The following is a 17,753-nucleotide window of genomic DNA, read 5'->3' on the forward strand; positions in this document are numbered from 1 at the left end:
GTGGACACATCCTTCACACTGCGGCACTCAACCGAACAGGTGCCCGGAATTTCGCGCTTACCTTTCGTCTATGCCCGGCTCCAGAATGCCCGGAGCGAGATCGAGCAGGGCTATCCCGACGCCGAACTCGACCACTGGGCCGCTCGTGCGGCGGCGTGGTCGAAGTCCGGGCGCGATGTGAGCCTGTTCTTCATCAACGGCGCGAAGGAAAGGGCACCCGCAGCGGCCATGGCCCTGATCGGTAAACTTTAAACCGAGACCAGGTTGTTCCTCACGGCATAGCGGACCAGCTGTGCCGTCGTCATGAAATTGAGCTTGCTCATCGCCGATGCGCGGTGCGTCTCGATGGTCTTGGTGCTCAGGCCCAGAATATAGGCGATCTGCTTGTTCATCTGGCCTTCGGAGATCAGTTGCACGACCTGCCTCTCGCGGGGGGTCAAGGCCGATGGCTTGTTGTCGTCGGTCTGCGACAGCTTGTTGACCAGGATTTCCGAGATCGCGGACGAGAAATAGGATTTTCCGGCGAGGACTTTCCTGGCCGCAACGCGAAGTTCTTCGAGATTGTCGGTCTTGAGCACTATCCCGCGCGCACCGGCCCGGATATATTCGATCATCAGATCGTCCGTGAAGCAGGACGTGTAAAGGATCACCCTGGCGGCGGGCAGTTCGTTCCTGAGGCGCCGGGTGAGGTCGAGCCCGTTCACGAATTTCAGGCAATGTTCCAATACGATCAGGTCTGGGTGCAGGTCCCGCGCCAATGCGAGCGTTTCCTCGCCGTCCACCGCTTCCGCCGCGACGTCCCATTCATGATGTGCCCCCAAAGTTTCCCTCACACCCAGGCGAAGTACTTCCTGTTGATCGACGATCATGATCTTTGCCAGTCTCTGCGCCATGAATCACCTTGAATCCCTGCAAAATGCAATAGGTTAAGACGATTATTGGCGACCCTGCTGCTTGCGTATTTGGCTAGGGCATCGGAGTAGGGGCGTTCTATAGGTAATAACCCTGGGAGACTAAAGGCAATCGATTTAAATATCATCGAAATTTATCAAACTTGTACAAGAATACAAAAGGCGGGGAGATTTCGTGGCGGCAGGGCTGGATATTTCGCAGGAACATCACGCCGCCCCTTTCGTTTTTCGGTCATGAAGAACGCCCTCGTCGCATCCGCTCTGGCCATTGCGCTCGCCGCCTGTTCGTCTCAGCCCGCGAAGGAAGCGGAGCCGTCCGGCGCGGTGGAAACCTCGTCCGCCATGCCGGAGGACATGGCTGCGACATCCGCCCCGGCAGCGCCTGCCGCAGAAGCACCGGTGAACGTGCTGTCGCTGGAGGGGCTGGGCAATCTCAAGGTCGGGAAGGCCGTACCTGCGGGATCGTCCTGGCGCGAGCGCGGGGCGCAGGCCTCCGATACCTGCCGCACGGTGACGTCCCCGGCCTATCCGGGCGTCTACGCCATCGTCGATAAGGACAAGGTGCGCCGCATCACGCTGGGCCAGAGGTCGGAAGTCAAGCTGGTGGAAGGCATCGGCGTCGGTGCCACCGAGGCGGACTTGAAGAAGTGGTTCGCCGGTTTCCGCGAGGAGCCGCACAAGTACGAGGCCTCTCCGGCGAAGTACCTCACCGCGCCCAATGCCGTGAGCGGCGATCCCGCGCTGCGTTTCGAGATCGGCCAGGATGGCAAGGTCAAGCTGATCCACGTCGGCACTATGCCCGTGCTGGGCTATGTCGAGGGCTGTTCCTGAGAGTCATGTTTGAAAAATGCCCGATGGGCATTTTTTGGAGCGGCACCGGCCCACGCCCCCACCCGCCACCCGCAGGATAATACCGCTGGGTGGTGGGTGGGGGCGCCTGAATCCAAACGGGGCCGGTGCCGCAAAATTCGCATTTCGCGAATTTTCAAACAGACTCTAAGGCTGTCTCCCGACTTCGCCATGTGAGAGCCTTCCGCGATGAAATATGACCTGCCGACCTGTCCCGGCTCCCCGGAGTACGCATGAGCGCTGCGGAACTGGCCATCCGGTCCCGCCGTGCCGCCTTCAACCGTGCGATAGCCGAGCGTGACGCCGCTGCGATCGGGCCGATCCTGGCGCGCGAATGCGTCATGGTGACGGGCACCGACAGCGCGGTGATCATGGGCCGGATGGGGCAGGTTAAGGTCTGGCGGCGCGAGTTCGCGGGCACCGCGCGGCTGGTCTACACGCGCACGCCCGAGCAGGTCACCGTTTCTCCGGTGGAGCCGATCGCGCTGGAGCAGGGGCGCTGGGAGGGCATAGACAGCACTTCGGACGTGCTGGCAGCCTCCGGCGTCTACACAGCCAAGTGGCGGGAACTGGGCGGCGAGTGGGTGATCGAGGCGGAAGTCTTCCTCACGCTGGCCTGAACAGAGGCGTCGGTCTTAGGCGCCTTCGCGTTCCGCCGCCATGACATCGGCGGCAGCACCAGCAGCGCGGGCAGCGGATTCGGCAGCGGAATCGCGCGTGGGGGCATTGGGCCGGGGGGCAGGTTGCTGCGGCAGGTATTCGCGGGGACCGGGCTGGTAGGCATCCTGTCCGCGTTCAAATTGTCCGCGCCCTGGGAAACTGCGGGGTGGCGGCGAGACGAAGGGGCGCTCGTCTTGCGGATAGGGCTCCTCGCTCCAGTTGGGCTCACGGTAGGCCCGGGGCTCGTCCGTCCAGCCGGAGCCGTCGAGGATCACCATGCGTCCGCGCGGCGGTCCGAAGCCGGAGCGTTGTTCTTCGGAATACTCAGCGGAGCCGTCGGAAAGCGCATAGTCCTGCGCTTCCTCGTCGTCATAGTCGCGGTGCGCGCCGGCCCGGCTGCCGGATTTCACGCCCGAATCGGTAAGCGCATAGCCGTCGGAATACTTCTGCATCCTGTCGGTGGTCATGCCTGCCACGACCACGCCCGCACCGATGCCACCGGCCGCCAGCACCAGGAACCACTTGCCGAAACCCATTTCAACTCCGCATCATGTCGACCTCACCTACCCAATATAGGACTAACCGAAGCAGGATGTCGGCGAGGTGAACGTATAGGGGATTTTCCGAGGGTCCGAGGCAAGCATCCGTTCATGACCGGGTGACATGGTGAACGCATGTTTACGAAACGCTCCGACGCCTATTCGCTGACCCCTTGCTGGTTCACGCGCGTTCACGAGCCCGACGGGCGGCGCGAGCGTGACGATGACGGCACGCTGGTCTGCACCTGCCGCCATTGCCGCAAACGGATCCGCTCGCGCGAGGGCAAGACCTGGAACCTGGCGGACGGGCTCGATCTCGATGCTCTGGCGGCCTCCTGCATTTCGAGCCACTTCAGTGTCGTGGATGTCGAGGAAGGCATGGTTGTGGCGCGCTACAAGGTCCCGCCGGGGTCGGACGAATTCGCTATCGAGGAAATGCGCGCGGCGATCGCGGCCAGGCATGACGGCGGAGGCGATCTGGAAATTCGCCTGATCCGGCACGAGGACGTGTTGCAGAAGCGGCATTGAAGGCCGCCGCAGACAAAGGAAAGGGCGCTCCTCCCGAAGGAAGAGCGCCCTTTCCTGTAAGCCTCGGGAGCGTATCGAAACGCCCCTGTGCAACTTGCCTTACTGGGCAGCAGCCTGAGCCAGAGCGCCCTTGGCGTCGGCAAGGCGGAAGTTGACGTTGCGCGAGTTGTAGGTGCCGGTGACGCGGTTGCCGGCGACGTAAAGACGGAAGGGAACCTGACCCGAGGCGGTGCCCTCGATCACGGTAACCTTGCCCTTCTGCTCGGTGGTGTAGTTGTAGTGGACACCGTCGTGCGAGAATTCGCGGGCGTCGTCAGCGTGAGCAGCGGTGGTGGCGAGGGCGGCGAAAGCGGCGCCAACGGCGAAAACGGTCTTCATCATGGCAAAATCCTTGGTCTGAACGATAGGAGATTGCCTCGGGCACCCCTTATCTTGTTGCAGTGCAACATGTAGATCTGACACCGCTGTCGCAATAGCATTACTTGCCACCGGTTTTGCATAAACTGCAACTGATGGAAATTCGGCGGAGATAGATGATGTTAGCGGTAACGGATTCCGAGGCCGGCTCGCATCTTTCTTAAAATTTCCCCGTTTTCGGGTGGGACCACCGTTCTCTTGCCCGCGAATCGCATTCGCAGCGGTAGCCCTCCGGCTGGCGTCACCGGCGTCGATTGCGTCCCTTGCGCGATAGGGCTAGCCTCGGGGCATGACTTCGCATCATGCTGCCTTGCAGCGCGCCCTGATGGTCGCCACGGCCGCCCTTACGCTGTCAGCCTGTCACGGCGACGCGAAGGACGTTCCGGGCGACGCGCAGGATCACGCGCCCTTCCATGAGATTTCCGAGAGCGACCGCCTGCATGTGCTGGGCACCGAACCGTTCTGGAACGGGGAGATCGCAGGCGGACGGATGACTTATTCCACCCCGGACTCTCCTGAACCCGAGGTCATCGCCGTCTCACGGTTCGCCGGTCGCGGCGGTCTTTCGTTCAGTGGGGAGCGCAAGGGGGCGGCGCTGACTCTGGCGATTGCGCCGGGCATATGCAGCGACGGGATTTCCGACCGGACTTATCCATACACCGCCATGCTGAGGATCGGCGCGGAAACCCGTCAGGGTTGCGCCTGGACGGACGCGCGGCCCGGTTCGGGACCGTCAGCTTCCGCTACCGAAATCCGCTGACGCTCGGGCGACGCCGCAGGTTCGGTTCTCGCGGGTTCCCCGTTCCGCGCCGAATCTCCGCTCAGCGTCTCGCCCGCCGGAAGGCAGGCGCCTGCCAGCGCCCCGAAGGCAATGGCAGCGGCGACAGCGCCCAGAACATGAATCTTCATCGGTAATACGGCTCTCGGTTGCCCCCGTCCCTATGGACAACCCGGGGATCCGGCACCTGTTCCCTCAGCGCTTGCGAACGAATTCCGCGCGCAGGACCAGGCCCTTGATGCCGGGATACTTGCAATCGATTTCCTGAGAATCGCCGGTCAGCCTGATCGACTTGATGAGCGTGCCCTGCTTGAGGGTCTGCCCGGCGCCCTTGACGTCAAGGTCCTTGATCAGGGTCACCTGATCGCCGTCGGCCAGCAGGTTGCCCACGGCATCGCGCACTTCGACGCTGCTTTCCGCGGCGCGCTTGCTGGCCAGCTGGGACGCGGGCATCCATTCGCCGCTGTCCTCGTCATAGACGTAGTCCTCGTCGTCGCCTGCCATGATCGTCCTTTCCGCGGGGGGTCAGGCGGGGCCATGGCAGGCGGCGACGGGCTTTCCTAGCCCTCCAGCGACTTTTCCAGCGTGATCTCGCAATTGAGCAGCTTGGAGATCGGGCATCCAGCCTTGGCTTCATCGGCCAGCTTCGCGAAGTCCTCTGCGCTGATGCCCGGCACGCTGGCCTTCAGGGTGAGCGCGGACTTCGTGACCGCGAAGCCGCCGTCGGCGCTGTCCAGCGTGATCGTGCATTGTGTGTCGAGCGTGCCGTCGGAAAAACCGGCCTTGGCCAGCGCGAAGCTGGTGGCCATGGTGAAGCAGGCGGCATGGGCGGCGGCGATCAGTTCCTCGGGATTGGTGCCGGGCTGGCCTTCGAAGCGGGTGCCGAAACCGTAAGGCTGGTCGCTGAGCACGCCGGAACGCGTGGTGATGGCACCCTTGCCCTCTTTCCCGAGGCCGGAATAGCGTGCGGAGGCGGAATTCGTCGTCATGCAAGGTCCTTTCAGTGGGCGTGCAGAGAAGGTTTTTGCGGAGGCGGATCAACGCGACGAGGGGAAGGCTGTTCCCGATTTGCGGTGTTCAGACGGGCCGGTCCGCGTTCACGCGGGATGAAGCGCCCGGGCGGCGATGGCGGCAGAGCCTGTGTCGGCGTTAGCGGATGCAGCATCGAATCGCTTCCAGGCCCGCTCGTGGAACCAGAAGGCTACGGCATTGATGCAGGGTTCCACAAGCGCGATACCGCCCGCCAGCGCGAGCGAACCCGTCATCACATAGGCCACGGTGAAGCCCACGGTGAGGTGCAGGCACAAGTAGGTCAGTGTCTTGGTGAGGTCACGGGGCACGGGAAATTCCTTTCGCAGTGCAAAATATCGGAATTCCGCGCCTTTGCGCCAATGACCGCTTCCGATTTCTTTGATCGGCTGCTATGGCTGTGGGCAAGCAAGAACGGCCCCGCCAAGAAGGGTGCCGTCACGGAAGAGGGTGGTGTCATGAAGCGATTCCTGACAGCATTGCAGGTGGGTTTGCCCCTGTGCGCCGCGGCTTTTGCAAGCGGCGGAACGGCGCGCGGTTTCCGAAACGGGCGGCGCTACTTCCGTGATTTCCAGTCCGGTTCCCCGAGCGGACGATCTCGCCCTTCATCCAGCGAAAGCCTGCGTTTCACGCAGTCTGTCAACTGGACGGGGGGCGGATCGTCTCTGGGGCGATTGAAAGGACATGGAAGGACAGGACACTGAAAGGACAGGGCGCGACAGGATCGCGCGAGACCGAGCATGCGGCGCGAAAGCCGCAAGGCCGAGGGAAGGGAGAAGATCAAGGCGCGTCGGGCCACGGCCAGTCGCGCCTTGATGTTTTTCGGCGCCTTGATGTTTTTAGGTCGCGGTTATCCAGATTGTCACCGTGCCGGATCTTTTCCGGGGTGGACCGGTCAGGTGCGGCGCAGCATAAGACGGCATGAAATTCGTTCATCAATACGAGCGCGCGATCAACTGGATCGTCGCGCAGTGCCCGGCCCCCGACAAGTTCGCCCATACATATGCGGGCCTGACGATCTGGCTGCTCACTGCGATAGTGATGAAGAAGAAGCTCAGTTCCAACTGGCCGCTGGCGATGGTGGTGATCTTCGAGGTGGGGAACGAATATATCGATCGCCTGGCCCACGGTTCATGGAATTGGCACGATACGATCTGGGACGCGGTCGCCACGCTGTTCTGGCCGTTCGTGCTGTGCTTCGCGATGCGCCTGAGGCCTGCCATTCGCGGCTAATTAAGCACGTCAATTCAGCACGATTGCGGTTTTGCTGGGAACAGGCGATCCTCAGGGGCGATTCGAAATCAATTCGAACGTGAAGGAGGAAGCCCGATGCAGACCCCGCACTGGCCTGCCCTGTTGTCCAGCGCCGCCCTGATGATCCTTGCTGCAGGATGCAAGGGCGGCGCCGAGCCCAGCCCCGCCGCCTCGCCAACGATGGCGGAGCAGACCTCCGCCGCCGAAATGGAAACGGGCGAAACAACCGCCGCCGCCTCCACCGGAGCGGTGGACAGCCTTTCAGTCTATGTGGGCAAGTATCCGCTGGACAAGGTGGGCGACTATACCTTCTTCGCGCATCCGCTGGTCCAGGAAGGCGTGTCGCGCGCCGTCACCGATCCCAAGGTGCTGGAGGCCATTGCCGCTATCAAGGGCCCGGTCGGCCCGGTCATGCGCAAGGACAACGACATCGCCGCCTCGCAGTGCGAACAGCACAATTGCGGCGCGCACAACTACGCCGTCCATGTCGATGCCACGACCAACGCCGTCTCCTCGGTCTGCTACTACGACGAGAAGGCGGGACCGATCGCGACCTGGTATCGCCCGGACGGCTCCAAGACCAGCGAGGGCAGCGGCTGCTCGATCGGTTAGGGTGGAAGTCCTAGGAAGGCGTGCTTTCCAGCCGGGGCAGCCAGTCTTCCACCAGCGCCATGTGGTCTGCCCAGTTCGGGGCTTGATAGTCCCCGAGCAACTGTCGCTGCCGCGCCGTTTCCGCGCTGTCGCCGAGGCAGGCGAGCACGGCGTCCTGCCAGGCTTGCACGTCGTCAGGCGGCAGCAGCATCGGGATGCCGGGCGCCAGTTCGCGGTAGACGGCAAGGTCTGCGGCGATCACGGGCGTGCCGCGTGAGAAGGCTTCCAGCACGGGCAGGCCATATCCTTCGACGTGGCTGGGCATCAGCAATGCGCGGGCGCCGTCAAGCAGGGCGGCCAGTTCGCCGTCGGTGCAGCGGGCGAGTTCGATGATCCGGCCATTCTCGTGCTGCTGCGAATCGAGCAGGTCGAACGTGTCCTGCGCTTCCCAGCCTCGCTGGCCGACCAGCACCAGATCCGGCGTTTCCTCACCCAGCCTTTCGCGCAGGCCCTGCCAGGCGCGCAGCAGGAGAATGTGGTTCTTGCGGGCCTCGATCGTGCCGAGACAGAGGAAATAGGGCCGGTCTGTCGGGGCGAGTTCAGCCGCTTTTGGCCCAGCAGCGAGCGGTTCGATTCCCAGGTGGGCGACGAGCATCGGCGCAGGCGCGAGCCCCTCGCTCCGCGCGAAACGGGCCAGTTCCTCGCCGGTGTCTGCCGAATTGACGATGAAACCTTGCGCTGCCGCCAGGGCGCCTCGCATGCGCGCCGCGTGGCGATCGGCCTCCCCGGCGCGGCAATATTGCGGGTGGGTGATCGGGATGAGGTCGTGAATGAGAAAGACCGGGCGCAGCCGCTTGGCGACCAGCCAATCCACCAGACCCGGCGCGTTCAGTCCGGTATGGCCGACGTTGAGGTAGATCTTGCCCTCCACGCGCGGGGGGCGAGCCATGGCCATGGGCACGGCCGTAGCCAGCCGGGCGACCAGCGCGCGACGGATCGGCTTGCCCACCCCGGCGCGCAGCAGGGCGAACAGGCGGTCGCTACCGCGCGGCCCCAGCACCACGCGGCGTTCGCGCGATTGCAGCATCGCCAGCGAGCGATCCGCGAATTCCTCCAGATAGGCGAGGCATACCCGGTCGATCCCGGTCGGCAGCCGTCCAGCCCAGAGGCGCCAGATCAGGCGGCTGACGTCGAGCACGAAAGGACGCTCGGTCATGGAAGTTCGGTTTCCTTTCATCGCCCGGTCAGCCAGCCGAACGCGCGGTTCATTCTTCCCTGGAATTCCCGCCAGCGAATCAGCGCCGAGCGCACGTTCGCCTGTCCGCCGGAGATCCTGTCCACCAGCGTTTCCGCATCGCAGGGCAGCCGGGTGACGGGATCGAGGTAGCGCGGATAGAGCAGGAGCGTGGCCGCGACGAGTTCGTCGAGCGAACGCCGCCGGGTGCGGCGCGCAGGCACGGCGCCAAGGTCCCGCGTCAGGCCCCATCCGGCATAGAAAGGCACCCCGTGCGTCACGACTTCGCGCCCGCGCATCAGTGCCTCGAACCCCGCCAGCGAAGTCAGGACATGCACGGCATCGACGCGGTCCAGCAGCGATGCGATCGAGGAGGTGCGGTCGATCTCGTCGGCAAACTCCAGTGCGCGGGCGTCGGGAACGTGGCCCTTGCGGTGACCGGCCTCGACGTCAGGATGGGGCTTGAACACGATATGGGCGTCCGGCTCGTGGCCTCTCGCGCGGCGCAGGAGTTCCAGGTTGTCCAGCCCGCCGCCGCCGCAGAGCACGGATCGGTCGTCTCCGACCTGGCCGGTGACGAGCACCAGCTTGCGGCCGTTGCTGCGCGGTGGTCCGTCCTCGGGCAGTGCCCGCTGGCTGTCCTGGCCGTACTTGCTGATCCCGCCGGAGACGAGCCGTTCGCGCAGCTTGCGGGCGCGCAGGATCGTGGTTTCCGGGATCGTCGCCGTTTCGAGGATGATCTCCAGGTCGCTGGCCTGGGCGGGGTCGAAGTGGGGGCCCTTGGCATCGACCACGATCGAGAGCGGTGGCACGCAGTTGGCGCCGAGGCCGGTCGAGCGAATCATGCCGTCCTCGATCTCGCCGATGCGCACGCCGCGCGTTTCGAGTTCGGCAAGCGTCCGCGCATCGCTGCGGGTGATCCAGGCCAGCGCCTGCGAGGCCTGCGGGACCTCCCGTGCCGCCCTGTCGTGCCGCACCGGCATCGATCCGTCCCAGAGCAGGTTATCCGCGGTGATGCGCTTCCACCGGGCGATTCCGTAGATCGCGGCGACCGGGCGGTTGGCATCGATCAGCCTGCGCCAGTCGGCCAGCAGGTCGACGGCCTGCGCGGGTGCGATCCTGCCCCGGCCGAAAGGATCGCTATAGGTCCAGCGCGAAAGCTCGGCGGCGACCGTCTCTTCCAGTCGCTGGGGATCGGCCAGCGTAGCGAAGCGCCCCGCGCCCACCGGCTCGACGCTGCAGCCGCAGAGCGCGGCGACCAGCAGGATTTCATCCTCGGCATCGGCAATCACGCGGTCGGCCTGGGCGCAGAGGTGCCAGGGATCGCTTGGCGCGGGCAGGCGGGGAAGCCCGTCGAGGCCGGGGATCCGGCCGAGCGCCGCCGCTTTTTCCATGAGATCGAGGTTGCGCATGTGCCGGGCTACGGCCTGCGCGGCTGCCGGGTTGGAGACCGAGACCAGCACGCGGCGGCCTTCGGGCATTGCGGATACGGCGGCCCAGAATGTGCCGCCCACGCGCGCCTGGCGCAGACGGTCGGCAAGGGCGGTGCCGTCGACAGGTCTGGTCTCGCCCGCTTGTGCCAGCGGCGCGGCGCGGTGGCCCGGAAAGGGAGGAATGCGCAGGAACGGCAAAGTCATCGCGGTGTCTCTATCGGCGCGAGAGCGTCTCGCCAAGCGCGGCAAGGCGGCTTGCCATGCGTTCCCAGTCCTGGCTGGTCGTCGCGGCGATTAGGCCTTCGCGCGCGTCATCGCAGCGATAGACGGTGCCGTCGGGCCGGGCAGCGCGGCCACCGGCCTCGTTCAGGAACACGATCCCGGCGGCGTGATCCCAGGGCAGCGTGCGGGTGAACAGGGTCACGTCGTTCTCGCCCGAGGCGATGCGCGGATATTGATCGGCGGCGCAGCGCGGACTGTCGAGCACTTCGGCCTGCTCCGCGAGAGCCGCAAGCAGCCGGCCGCGATCGGGATCGGGCATAAGGCGCGTCACGGCCACGAGCGGCCGGTCTCGCCCGGATGCCCTTGCCTGCCACGTCTCGCCGTTCAGGAAAGCGCCGCGCCCCGCGAGAGCCGCGCAGAATCGGCCGGACAGCGGATCGAGTATCCAGCCTCCGACGGGAATGCCGTCCTCCGCCAGCGCCACGAGCACGCCGAAGGGGCCGGTGCCCGCCGCGAAATTGGCGGTTCCGTCCAGCGGATCGATGATCCAGCAGGTGCCACAGCGAAGGCCGTCCAGAAGCTCGGGATCGTGATGCACCGCCTCTTCGCCGATAACTTTTGCTCCCGGGATCAGGGCGGCGAGGCGTTCGCTCAGGATTTCCTCGCATTCGCGGTCGGCCGCCGTCACCGGTTCGCAGTCACCGGGGGCCTGCGCCTTGTCGGCGATGGCCCGCGCAGCCGCCGTGCCGAAGCGCGGCATGATCGCGATGCGTGCGGCATCGCGCATGGCCCGCTCGACGGCAGGCGTAAGGCTTTGGTTCATGGCAGGCGAATCTCGGTAAGGGCGGCGCTCACCAATGTCCGAACTCTCCGTGTGTGTCGACACGCAGCGAGGTATAAGGAAGCTGGATGTGATCGAGCACCGAATAGGCCGCCTTGCCGAAGCGCGAATTGGACTTGCCGAACAGCAGTTCGCCCACGTTCAGCCCGAGGCCGAAGAACAGGTGGCGCTTCGGCTCGATGCCCTTGTCCCGGTCGCTGTTGAGGAAGTCGGTGGCATAATAGCCGACCTGGAAATCGACGAAGCGCAGGGGCGTCTTTTGCAGCCCCTCGAAGCCTGCGCCTTTCAGGGAGAACATAAAGCGCTGCTGGGCGTAGTGCTTCTTGCCGACATGGCTGTAGATCTGGTCGTTGGGCATGATCTCGATCTTGAAGGCGAACTTGTCCTTCATGCCGGGAACCGAATTGCGCAGGACCGAAAGCGTCGCGCCGGCCACGTTCATGGCGATGTCCTGCATCGAATAGCCGCTGTCCGGTTCGATGGCGTCGGAGATTTCGTTGATCGCCATCAGGCCGGCCGCCAGGACGCCCGCCGTCACCGCGTCCCCTTGCGAGGCCTGGGTGTTCCGGTGCAGCCTAGCATGGAGGATATTGGCGATCAGGTAAGTGTTGAAGGCATGGGTGAGCTTGTCCATGCCGATCGTCGTGGTGTCCTTGCCGAACCAGCCTTCATCCTTGAAGTGGAAGGAGGTCGTGTCCTTGAACAGCTTCGGGATCGTCTGCGCGCCGAGATAGACGGCCAGGATGCCCAATTCGGTCTCGATCGTGCCTGCCTGCTTGAAAAAGCCGCGGTACTGGGCGTATTCGCGCGGCACATGCCCGGTGCCGTCCAGGCTGACGCCGGGCGGCAGCGAGGCGGCGGGGCCCGAAGCCACGCTGTTCGTGGGCCCGTAGATGTCGGCCGGGGCTGCGGGCTGCGGGTCGAGCGCGACCGGGGGAAGAGCGGTGAGATCAGGCGCGGCAGGCGGCGTGGCGATGTCGGCAAGGTTCCACTGCGAAACCGAAACCGGCTGTGCAAGGCCGGAGCCGCAAGACGAGGCAAAGGGGCCGATGCAAGTGGTTGCCGCCAGTTCAGGTGCGGCGTGTTCGAATGAGGGCGTGGTCGATGTCGTAACCGAGTCGTAATCCGGGAGGGATGCCGTGCCTTCAAGTGCGTTTGCCCAGGCCGGCGTGGCGGTTAAGCAGGTGACGAGCGCAAGAACTGCCCGGCCGCGGTAACCCATCCTCATGAATCGTTTTACCCTGAAAAATTATGTCACGTTGTCGGCCGAAAATATCCGTTCAATCGAGCGGGTATCAAAGGCAGTTGCCGCCGGCGGTCAATGGGATCATTGGCGGGGGCATTGGCAAAGCGCCTCGAAATCGGTAGCTCTCTTCATATGATTGTTCTCAAGTCGGTCAAGTCGTTACTCATGTCGCCGATCTGGATCTTCCAGCTCGGCACTTCTGCCAAGAGTTTTCTGGATAATCCGCTGCTGGGATCGCAGCGTCTCAATCGCCTCGGACTGCACCGCCTGCGGGTGCGTATCGCCGGGGCGCTCTGCGACTGGCGGCGGCGTCGACTTGCCCGGAAAGTGCGCAAGGACTGGCGCGAGGCGTTCGACCGTGACGGCTATGTCGCGATCGAGAACGTCATTCCGGCGGAACAGTTCCCGAAGCTTCGCGAAGCCATCCTCGGCTACGAGGGCGAGGCGCGGGAAATGCGGCAGGGTGATGCGATTACCCGCCGTCTCGCGATCGACCCCGCAATGTTCCGTTCGATTCCCGAATTGCGCCGCCTGCTCGGCCGGGCGGATCTCAAGGCACTGTTCCATTACGTTGCCGGTTTTCGGATCGAACCGCTGCACTATGTGCAGACCATCGTGACTCACGATGCCAGCAACGAGGCGGACCCGCAGGAATCGCTCCATGCCGATGCCTTTCATTCTTCGCTCAAGTCATGGCTGTTCCTCAACCCCGTTCCGGCGGACGAGGCGCCTTTCACGTTCGTTCCGGGATCGCATCGCCTGAACAAGGCGCGGCTCGATTGGGAATATCGCCGCAGCCTGTCGGATCCGCTGGCGATAGACCGGCTATCGGCGCGCGGGTCGCCGCGCGTGCGCGAGAGCGACCTTGCGGAAATGGGATTGCCGCAGCCCCGCCCGCTCGCAGTCGCCGCCAATACCCTGGTGGTGGCGGATACTCTGGGTTTCCATGCCAGAGGCGGTTCCGTCCGTCCGATCGAGCGGGTCGAGATCTGGTCCTATTCCCGCCGCAATCCCTTCCTGCCCTGGCTGGGCGGGGATCCGCTGAGTCTGCCCGGTCTGGCGGAGCGTCGGATCGGCTGGCTGTGGAGACTGCGCGACAGGTTCGAGAACGTGGCAGGCCAGCCCTGGCGCAGCGTCGGTCAGCGCCGTGCGGTAGACGCGTTAGATTGAAACCGCGCAACTTCCCAGACATCACGCAATCACGATTAACTTCGGTCAACTATAAGCAACTGTCACTGGCCGAGCCCTGTGCTCTATTTGCGACAGGTCGTGGAAATCAGGGATATTGTGGGGTTTACATAGCCAGTCATGCTGCGTAGCACAAAATCGCGAACTGTACCGCCGTCTAACAGTACATGTCAGGACTGTGGCGTTGTGCAGTGCAGCCAGCAAGGTGTAGGCGATGCGCAGCAATCGAAAGCACGCGAGCAGGGGGGTTAAGTTGTCGAATTCGGTCGTCCCGATCACTGTCGGGGCCAGCAATCTCATTATCTCGAGAGCCCGCGAAGTCATCGATATCGAGGCGCGCACGCTGGACAGCCTGGCGGCCTCGCTGGGAACGAGCTTTACCAAGGCCTGCCAACTGCTTGCCGGTGCCACCGGGCGGATCGTGGTGGCCGGTGTCGGCAAGTCGGGCCATATCGCCCGCAAGATCGCCGCTACTCTTTCGGCCACGGGATCGCCCGCCATGTATCTCCATCCGGGAGAAGCGGCGCACGGCGATCTCGGCATGGTCGTCGAAGGCGACGTGGTTCTGGCCATCTCGAATTCGGGCAATACCGCCGAACTCCAGGTCCTTTTCGATCACGCGGAACGCTGCGGCATTCCCGTGGTGGGCATGACCTCCTACGCCGATTCGCTGGTCGAGCGCCGTTCCGACGTCTGCGTCCTGCTGCCGATCGCGACCGAGGCCTGCTCGGCCAATATCGCGCCGACCAGCTCGACTACGCAGCAGTTGGCGCTGGGCGATGCGATCGCCATGGTCCTCATGGACATGCAGGGCGTCTCGCGCGAAAGCCTGAAGGCGCTGCATCCCGGCGGTTCCATCGGCCTGCGGCTCGCCTCGGTCAGCCAGCTCATGCATGGCACCGACAAGCTGCCGCTCGTCGATCTCCACCTGTCGATGGATGCGGTGATCACCTGCATGACCTCGATGGGCTTCGGCATCGCCGGTGTCGTCGATTCCGCAGGCAGGCTGGCCGGCATCATCACCGACGGCGATTTGCGACGCCATTTCAAGGTGCTCGACCAAGTTTGCGCGCGTGACGTCATGACCCCGCAGCCCAAGATGCTGCGCGCCGACATGGCGGCAGAGGATGCGCTGCGCTTCCTCAACGATGCGCAGATCACCTGCGCCTTCGTGGTGGGTGACGACGGCCCGCACTGCGCTGTCGTCGAGGACGAGATGGTGGCCACGATCAACCAGATCCCGGTCGGCATCATCCACGTTCATGACTTCCTGCGCTCGGGGCTGAGCTGAACCTTTCGTGACATCTTCCAGTTTTGCCATCGTCATCCCGGCGCGCTTCGCGTCGAGCCGGTATCCCGGCAAACCGCTCGTGCGCCTGGCAGGCGCCACCGGTGAAGAGCGCAGCCTGATCCGTCGAAGCTGGGACTGCGCCATGGGCGTCCCCGGCGCGGCGGGCGTCTGGGTCGCCACCGACGACGAGCGGATCGCCGCCGAAGTGGAGAGCTTCGGCGGGCAGGTGGTGATGACCTCGCCCGACTGCGCCAACGGCACGGAGCGCTGCGCCGAGGCGATTGCGAAGCTGGGGCCCGTGGCTGACGTCGTCGTCAATCTGCAAGGCGATGCGCCTCTCTCCCCGGCAGGCGTCGTGCCTGCACTGGTCGAGCGGCTCCATCAGGACCCCGATGCGATCATGGCCACCCCGGCCGTGCGGGCCTCCCGCTCGGTCTACGCGCACCTTGTCCAGGACCAGGCCGAAGGGCGCGTGGGCGGCACGACGGCGGTGATCGACGGTCGCGGCCGTGCGCTCTACTTTTCGAAGCGCGTGCTACCCTATCTTCCGGCAGAGGCCGCCGCGCGGGAGTTTCCGCCGGTCCACCTGCACCTCGGGCTCTATGCCTACCGGCGCGAGGCGCTGGAGCGCTATGTCGCTGCACCGCCCTGCGAGCTGGAACTGCTGGAGGGGCTGGAGCAGTTGCGCTTTCTCGATCTCGGCCTGCCGGTTTCGGTGGTGACGCTCGATCCGCTCTCGTGGGATGCGATCGAGCTGAACAACCCCGGCGACAAGCCGGTGATCGAGCGCATTCTCAAGGAACGCGGCATCATCTGATGCTCTTGGGCCTGATGCTTCCGGGGCGGTGAATGACCGCCCCGACGTTCCGCCTCAATCGATATCGAGCGGCGGGAACGCCTTGACCAGCCCGTCGATAGCCTGGACCTGTTCGAGATAGGCGCGCAGCTGACCAAGCGGCAGGGCGCAAGGACCATCGCAAAGCGCCTTGTCGGGATTGGGGTGCGCTTCCAGGAACAGCCCGGCTATGCCGAGCGCCATGCCGGCCCGAGTGAGCGCCGCTGCCTGGGTGCGGCGGCCGTCGGCGCTGTCGGGGCGCCCGCCGGGCCGCTGAAGCGCATGGGTGGCGTCGAACACGACCGGCGCCATGGCCTTCATCTCGTCCATCCCGAGCATGTCGACGACGAGATTGTTGTAGCCGAACGAGGAGCCGCGCTCGCACAGGAGCACCTGGCCGTTCCCCGCCTCTTCGCACTTGCGGATGATATGGCGCATTTCCTGAGGTGCCAGGAACTGCGGCTTCTTCACATTGATGACCTTGCCGGTGCGGGCCAGCGCGACGACGAGATCGGTCTGCCGGGCAAGGAAGGCGGGAAGCTGCAGAATATCCGCCACTTCCGCCACGGCCTGCGCCTGGAACGGCTCGTGGACGTCGGTGAGGACGGGCACACCGAACCGGTCCTTCACCTCTGCCAGGATGCGCATGCCCTCTTGCAGTCCGGGGCCGCGGAACGATGAAATCGAGGAGCGGTTGGCCTTGTCGAAGCTGGCCTTGAAGACATAGGGAATGCCGAGGTCGCCGGTCACCCGCACGAACTCCGCCGCCACCTCCATCACCGCCTCGCGGCTTTCCATCACGTTCATTCCGCCGATCAGCACGAAGGGGCGGTCGTTGGCGAAAGTCAGGTTCGGGAGCAGCGAAACGGAGGGAATCATGGCGCAGGTATGTCCTCTTCGATGAAGGGGTGGCCGTCGCCGGGGCGGGGAGCGGCGTCAAGCGCAATTCACGAAGTTCCGGCATGTCCCGCACTTCGTCACGATGCACACTGTGGCTTTCCTCTAAAGGAGGGTTCGCGAACCGACCGGGCGCGGCTATTCAGGAACGCGTCGGCTCGTTCCACGGACTCACGAGGTTTTCATAAATGCCCCACCCTCTCGGCATAGACATGCGCACGGTTGCGGGCATGGACCCGGTCGATCACGTCCGCCTTGCAGCGGAAATGGGCTGCAAGGCCGTGTCGATGGGTCTGGAGCAAAAGATTGGCCGGGCCGGGGAGCGGCAGGGCGGCTATGCGCCGTGGTCCCTGCGCACGGATCCTGCGCTTCGCCGCGAGGTCAAGGCGGCGCTGGCCGACGGCGGGCTGCGCATCGGCCTCGGCGAGGGCATCGAGGCCTCGGCCACCGTAGCGCCGGAGGATCATGCGCCGGATCTCGATCTCTTTGCGCAGCTCGGCACCCGCCGTATCGGTGCGCGCGACAACGGGCTCGAACGCGAGAGGGCCTTCGATTACATGGCTCGCCTTGCCGAGATGGCGCGCGAGCGGGACATGGATTTCGCCTTCGAATTCTCGCCGGTGATGACGCTGCGCACCCTTCAGGAGGCGCTCGCCCTCGTCGCGCACATTGGTGAGGAGCGCGTGAGCGTGACGGTGGACGCCATGCATTTCTTCCGCTCCGGCGGTGTCGCGCGCGAACTGGCGGAACTCGATGCGGCGCTCATCGGCCATGTCCGGCTTTGTGATGCCGCGCTCAAGTCTCAGGGCGACTACAGGATCGAGGCAGAAGAAAACCGCCTGATTCCCGGAGAAGGCGAACTGCCGCTGCGTGAATTCGTGGATGCCCTCCCGCGCGGCAAGACGCTGGGTCTCGACCTCTCGCTGCCGCAGGCGGCGCTCGGCGTGGAAGCGGCGCGGGACTATCTGGTGGAAGTGGTCGCCCGCACACGGGCCTTGCTGGCTTGAGAA

The 17,753-nt window shown here is 64.7% G+C and carries 22 protein-coding genes; 11 read left to right on the forward strand and 11 right to left on the reverse strand.

The genetic code is table 11. The annotated features are described in order from the left end of the window. The coding region (locus NTCA1_RS19025) for a DUF72 domain-containing protein (protein ID WP_159831465.1) at positions 1–252 on the forward strand (252 nt) is incomplete at its 5' end. On the opposite strand, the gene NTCA1_RS19030 is transcribed toward NTCA1_RS19025, so the two are convergent. Further along, a complete protein-coding gene (locus NTCA1_RS19030) occupies positions 249–893 on the reverse strand; it encodes a response regulator transcription factor (protein WP_159831466.1) in 645 nt (214 codons plus the stop codon). The genes NTCA1_RS19025 and NTCA1_RS19030 overlap by 4 nt on opposite strands. A 252-nt stretch (positions 894–1,145) precedes the next feature. Between NTCA1_RS19030 and NTCA1_RS19035 the strand changes: the two genes are divergently transcribed. Further along, complete coding sequence (locus NTCA1_RS19035) at positions 1,146–1,742, forward strand: hypothetical protein (protein ID WP_159831467.1); 597 nt, start codon at positions 1,146–1,148, stop codon at positions 1,740–1,742. Between the two features lie 251 nt (positions 1,743–1,993). Beyond that, positions 1,994–2,380: a nuclear transport factor 2 family protein gene (locus NTCA1_RS19040; protein ID WP_086491194.1), complete on the forward strand. Its 387-nt coding sequence runs from the start codon at positions 1,994–1,996 to the stop codon at positions 2,378–2,380. A 15-nt stretch (positions 2,381–2,395) separates the two neighbouring features. Here the strand turns inward: NTCA1_RS19040 and NTCA1_RS19045 are convergent, their stop codons facing one another. Then, the gene (locus NTCA1_RS19045) at positions 2,396–2,956 is read right to left on the reverse strand and encodes a hypothetical protein (protein WP_159831468.1); all 561 of its coding nucleotides are present in this window, start codon (positions 2,954–2,956) and stop codon (positions 2,396–2,398) included. A gap of 138 nt (positions 2,957–3,094) precedes the next feature. Between NTCA1_RS19045 and NTCA1_RS19050 the strand changes: the two genes are divergently transcribed. Further along, the gene (locus NTCA1_RS19050; protein WP_086491196.1) at positions 3,095–3,487 is read left to right on the forward strand and encodes a hypothetical protein; all 393 of its coding nucleotides are present in this window, start codon (positions 3,095–3,097) and stop codon (positions 3,485–3,487) included. Positions 3,488–3,586: 99 nt separating this feature from the next. Here NTCA1_RS19050 and NTCA1_RS19055 read toward each other — a convergent pair whose 3' ends face one another. After that, on the reverse strand, positions 3,587–3,868 hold the full coding sequence (locus NTCA1_RS19055) for a hypothetical protein (RefSeq protein ID WP_086491197.1): 282 nt from the start codon (positions 3,866–3,868) through the stop codon (positions 3,587–3,589). A gap of 325 nt (positions 3,869–4,193) precedes the next feature. Between NTCA1_RS19055 and NTCA1_RS19060 the strand changes: the two genes are divergently transcribed. Further along, positions 4,194–4,664, forward strand: coding sequence for a COG3650 family protein (locus NTCA1_RS19060; protein ID WP_159831469.1), 471 nt, complete (start codon positions 4,194–4,196; stop codon positions 4,662–4,664). A 213-nt stretch (positions 4,665–4,877) separates the two neighbouring features. Here the strand turns inward: NTCA1_RS19060 and NTCA1_RS19065 are convergent, their stop codons facing one another. The 3 genes from NTCA1_RS19065 to NTCA1_RS19075 all read right to left on the reverse strand — a co-directional run bounded on the left by NTCA1_RS19065 (position 4,878) and on the right by NTCA1_RS19075 (position 6,022). Beyond that, on the reverse strand, positions 4,878–5,186 hold the full coding sequence (locus NTCA1_RS19065) for an alkylphosphonate utilization protein (RefSeq protein WP_159831470.1): 309 nt from the start codon (positions 5,184–5,186) through the stop codon (positions 4,878–4,880). Positions 5,187–5,242: 56 nt separating this feature from the next. Further along, positions 5,243–5,671: an OsmC family protein gene (locus NTCA1_RS19070; protein WP_086491200.1), complete on the reverse strand. Its 429-nt coding sequence runs from the start codon at positions 5,669–5,671 to the stop codon at positions 5,243–5,245. A gap of 108 nt (positions 5,672–5,779) precedes the next feature. Further along, the gene (locus NTCA1_RS19075; RefSeq protein WP_159831471.1) at positions 5,780–6,022 is read right to left on the reverse strand and encodes a DUF2061 domain-containing protein; all 243 of its coding nucleotides are present in this window, start codon (positions 6,020–6,022) and stop codon (positions 5,780–5,782) included. A gap of 610 nt (positions 6,023–6,632) precedes the next feature. Between NTCA1_RS19075 and NTCA1_RS19080 the strand changes: the two genes are divergently transcribed. Together NTCA1_RS19080 and NTCA1_RS19085 are read left to right on the forward strand one after the other, a co-directional pair. Further along, positions 6,633–6,944, forward strand: coding sequence for a hypothetical protein (locus tag NTCA1_RS19080; RefSeq protein ID WP_159831472.1), 312 nt, complete (start codon positions 6,633–6,635; stop codon positions 6,942–6,944). 96 nt (positions 6,945–7,040) lie between these two features. Then, a complete protein-coding gene (locus NTCA1_RS19085) occupies positions 7,041–7,577 on the forward strand; it encodes a hypothetical protein (protein WP_159831473.1) in 537 nt (178 codons plus the stop codon). Positions 7,578–7,587: 10 nt separating this feature from the next. Here the strand turns inward: NTCA1_RS19085 and NTCA1_RS19090 are convergent, their stop codons facing one another. Genes NTCA1_RS19090 through NTCA1_RS19105 form a run of 4 tightly spaced genes read right to left on the reverse strand, consistent with a single transcriptional unit; the run spans position 7,588 to position 12,514 of the window. Beyond that, the gene (locus NTCA1_RS19090; RefSeq protein ID WP_159831474.1) at positions 7,588–8,772 is read right to left on the reverse strand and encodes a glycosyltransferase family 1 protein; all 1,185 of its coding nucleotides are present in this window, start codon (positions 8,770–8,772) and stop codon (positions 7,588–7,590) included. 17 nt (positions 8,773–8,789) lie between these two features. Further along, on the reverse strand, positions 8,790–10,427 hold the full coding sequence (locus NTCA1_RS19095; RefSeq protein ID WP_236549463.1) for a beta-3-deoxy-D-manno-oct-2-ulosonic acid transferase: 1,638 nt from the start codon (positions 10,425–10,427) through the stop codon (positions 8,790–8,792). A 10-nt stretch (positions 10,428–10,437) separates the two neighbouring features. Then, complete coding sequence (locus tag NTCA1_RS19100; RefSeq protein ID WP_159831475.1) at positions 10,438–11,268, reverse strand: inositol monophosphatase family protein; 831 nt, start codon at positions 11,266–11,268, stop codon at positions 10,438–10,440. Positions 11,269–11,296: 28 nt separating this feature from the next. Beyond that, positions 11,297–12,514: a DUF2279 domain-containing protein gene (locus tag NTCA1_RS19105; protein WP_236549464.1), complete on the reverse strand. Its 1,218-nt coding sequence runs from the start codon at positions 12,512–12,514 to the stop codon at positions 11,297–11,299. 183 nt (positions 12,515–12,697) lie between these two features. On the opposite strand from NTCA1_RS19105, the gene NTCA1_RS19110 reads away from it, so the two are divergent. The 3 genes from NTCA1_RS19110 to NTCA1_RS19120 all read left to right on the forward strand — a co-directional run bounded on the left by NTCA1_RS19110 (position 12,698) and on the right by NTCA1_RS19120 (position 15,828). Next, positions 12,698–13,702 carry a phytanoyl-CoA dioxygenase family protein gene (locus NTCA1_RS19110; RefSeq protein ID WP_159831476.1) on the forward strand — a complete coding sequence of 335 codons (1,005 nt, stop codon included), beginning with the start codon at positions 12,698–12,700 and terminating at the stop codon, positions 13,700–13,702. A 271-nt stretch (positions 13,703–13,973) separates the two neighbouring features. Continuing rightward, positions 13,974–15,011 carry an SIS domain-containing protein gene (locus NTCA1_RS19115; protein ID WP_236549465.1) on the forward strand — a complete coding sequence of 346 codons (1,038 nt, stop codon included), beginning with the start codon at positions 13,974–13,976 and terminating at the stop codon, positions 15,009–15,011. Positions 15,012–15,018: 7 nt separating this feature from the next. Then, positions 15,019–15,828 (forward strand): 3-deoxy-manno-octulosonate cytidylyltransferase, encoded by an 810-nt coding sequence (locus NTCA1_RS19120; RefSeq protein WP_086491208.1) that lies wholly within the window; start codon positions 15,019–15,021, stop codon positions 15,826–15,828. Positions 15,829–15,882: 54 nt separating this feature from the next. On the opposite strand, the gene kdsA is transcribed toward NTCA1_RS19120, so the two are convergent. Further along, complete coding sequence (gene kdsA / locus NTCA1_RS19125; protein ID WP_159831477.1) at positions 15,883–16,725, reverse strand: 3-deoxy-8-phosphooctulonate synthase; 843 nt, start codon at positions 16,723–16,725, stop codon at positions 15,883–15,885. Between the two features lie 206 nt (positions 16,726–16,931). Between kdsA and NTCA1_RS19130 the strand changes: the two genes are divergently transcribed. Then, complete coding sequence (locus NTCA1_RS19130; RefSeq protein WP_159831478.1) at positions 16,932–17,750, forward strand: sugar phosphate isomerase/epimerase; 819 nt, start codon at positions 16,932–16,934, stop codon at positions 17,748–17,750. The last annotated feature ends 3 nt before the right edge of the window (positions 17,751–17,753 follow it).

The organism is Novosphingobium sp. TCA1 (genome assembly GCF_009811895.1).
GTDB lineage: Bacteria > Pseudomonadota > Alphaproteobacteria > Sphingomonadales > Sphingomonadaceae > Novosphingobium > Novosphingobium panipatense_A.

Excerpts from the sequence above, each read along its gene's own strand:
- NTCA1_RS19030 (WP_159831466.1), bottom strand. The coding sequence starts at position 893 with ATGGCGCAGAGACTGGCAAAGATCATGATCGTCGATCAACAGGAAGTA.
- NTCA1_RS19035 (WP_159831467.1), top strand. The coding sequence starts at position 1,146 with ATGAAGAACGCCCTCGTCGCATCCGCTCTGGCCATTGCGCTCGCCGCC.
- NTCA1_RS19040 (WP_086491194.1), top strand. The coding sequence starts at position 1,994 with ATGAGCGCTGCGGAACTGGCCATCCGGTCCCGCCGTGCCGCCTTCAAC.
- NTCA1_RS19045 (WP_159831468.1), bottom strand. The coding sequence starts at position 2,956 with ATGGGTTTCGGCAAGTGGTTCCTGGTGCTGGCGGCCGGTGGCATCGGT.
- NTCA1_RS19050 (WP_086491196.1), top strand. The coding sequence starts at position 3,095 with ATGTTTACGAAACGCTCCGACGCCTATTCGCTGACCCCTTGCTGGTTC.
- NTCA1_RS19055 (WP_086491197.1), bottom strand. The coding sequence starts at position 3,868 with ATGATGAAGACCGTTTTCGCCGTTGGCGCCGCTTTCGCCGCCCTCGCC.
- NTCA1_RS19060 (WP_159831469.1), top strand. The coding sequence starts at position 4,194 with ATGACTTCGCATCATGCTGCCTTGCAGCGCGCCCTGATGGTCGCCACG.
- NTCA1_RS19065 (WP_159831470.1), bottom strand. The coding sequence starts at position 5,186 with ATGGCAGGCGACGACGAGGACTACGTCTATGACGAGGACAGCGGCGAA.
- NTCA1_RS19070 (WP_086491200.1), bottom strand. The coding sequence starts at position 5,671 with ATGACGACGAATTCCGCCTCCGCACGCTATTCCGGCCTCGGGAAAGAG.
- NTCA1_RS19080 (WP_159831472.1), top strand. The coding sequence starts at position 6,633 with ATGAAATTCGTTCATCAATACGAGCGCGCGATCAACTGGATCGTCGCG.
- NTCA1_RS19085 (WP_159831473.1), top strand. The coding sequence starts at position 7,041 with ATGCAGACCCCGCACTGGCCTGCCCTGTTGTCCAGCGCCGCCCTGATG.
- NTCA1_RS19090 (WP_159831474.1), bottom strand. The coding sequence starts at position 8,772 with ATGACCGAGCGTCCTTTCGTGCTCGACGTCAGCCGCCTGATCTGGCGC.
- NTCA1_RS19095 (WP_236549463.1), bottom strand. The coding sequence starts at position 10,427 with ATGACTTTGCCGTTCCTGCGCATTCCTCCCTTTCCGGGCCACCGCGCC.
- NTCA1_RS19100 (WP_159831475.1), bottom strand. The coding sequence starts at position 11,268 with ATGAACCAAAGCCTTACGCCTGCCGTCGAGCGGGCCATGCGCGATGCC.
- NTCA1_RS19105 (WP_236549464.1), bottom strand. The coding sequence starts at position 12,514 with ATGAGGATGGGTTACCGCGGCCGGGCAGTTCTTGCGCTCGTCACCTGC.
- NTCA1_RS19110 (WP_159831476.1), top strand. The coding sequence starts at position 12,698 with ATGTCGCCGATCTGGATCTTCCAGCTCGGCACTTCTGCCAAGAGTTTT.
- kdsA (WP_159831477.1), bottom strand. The coding sequence starts at position 16,725 with ATGATTCCCTCCGTTTCGCTGCTCCCGAACCTGACTTTCGCCAACGAC.
- NTCA1_RS19130 (WP_159831478.1), top strand. The coding sequence starts at position 16,932 with ATGCCCCACCCTCTCGGCATAGACATGCGCACGGTTGCGGGCATGGAC.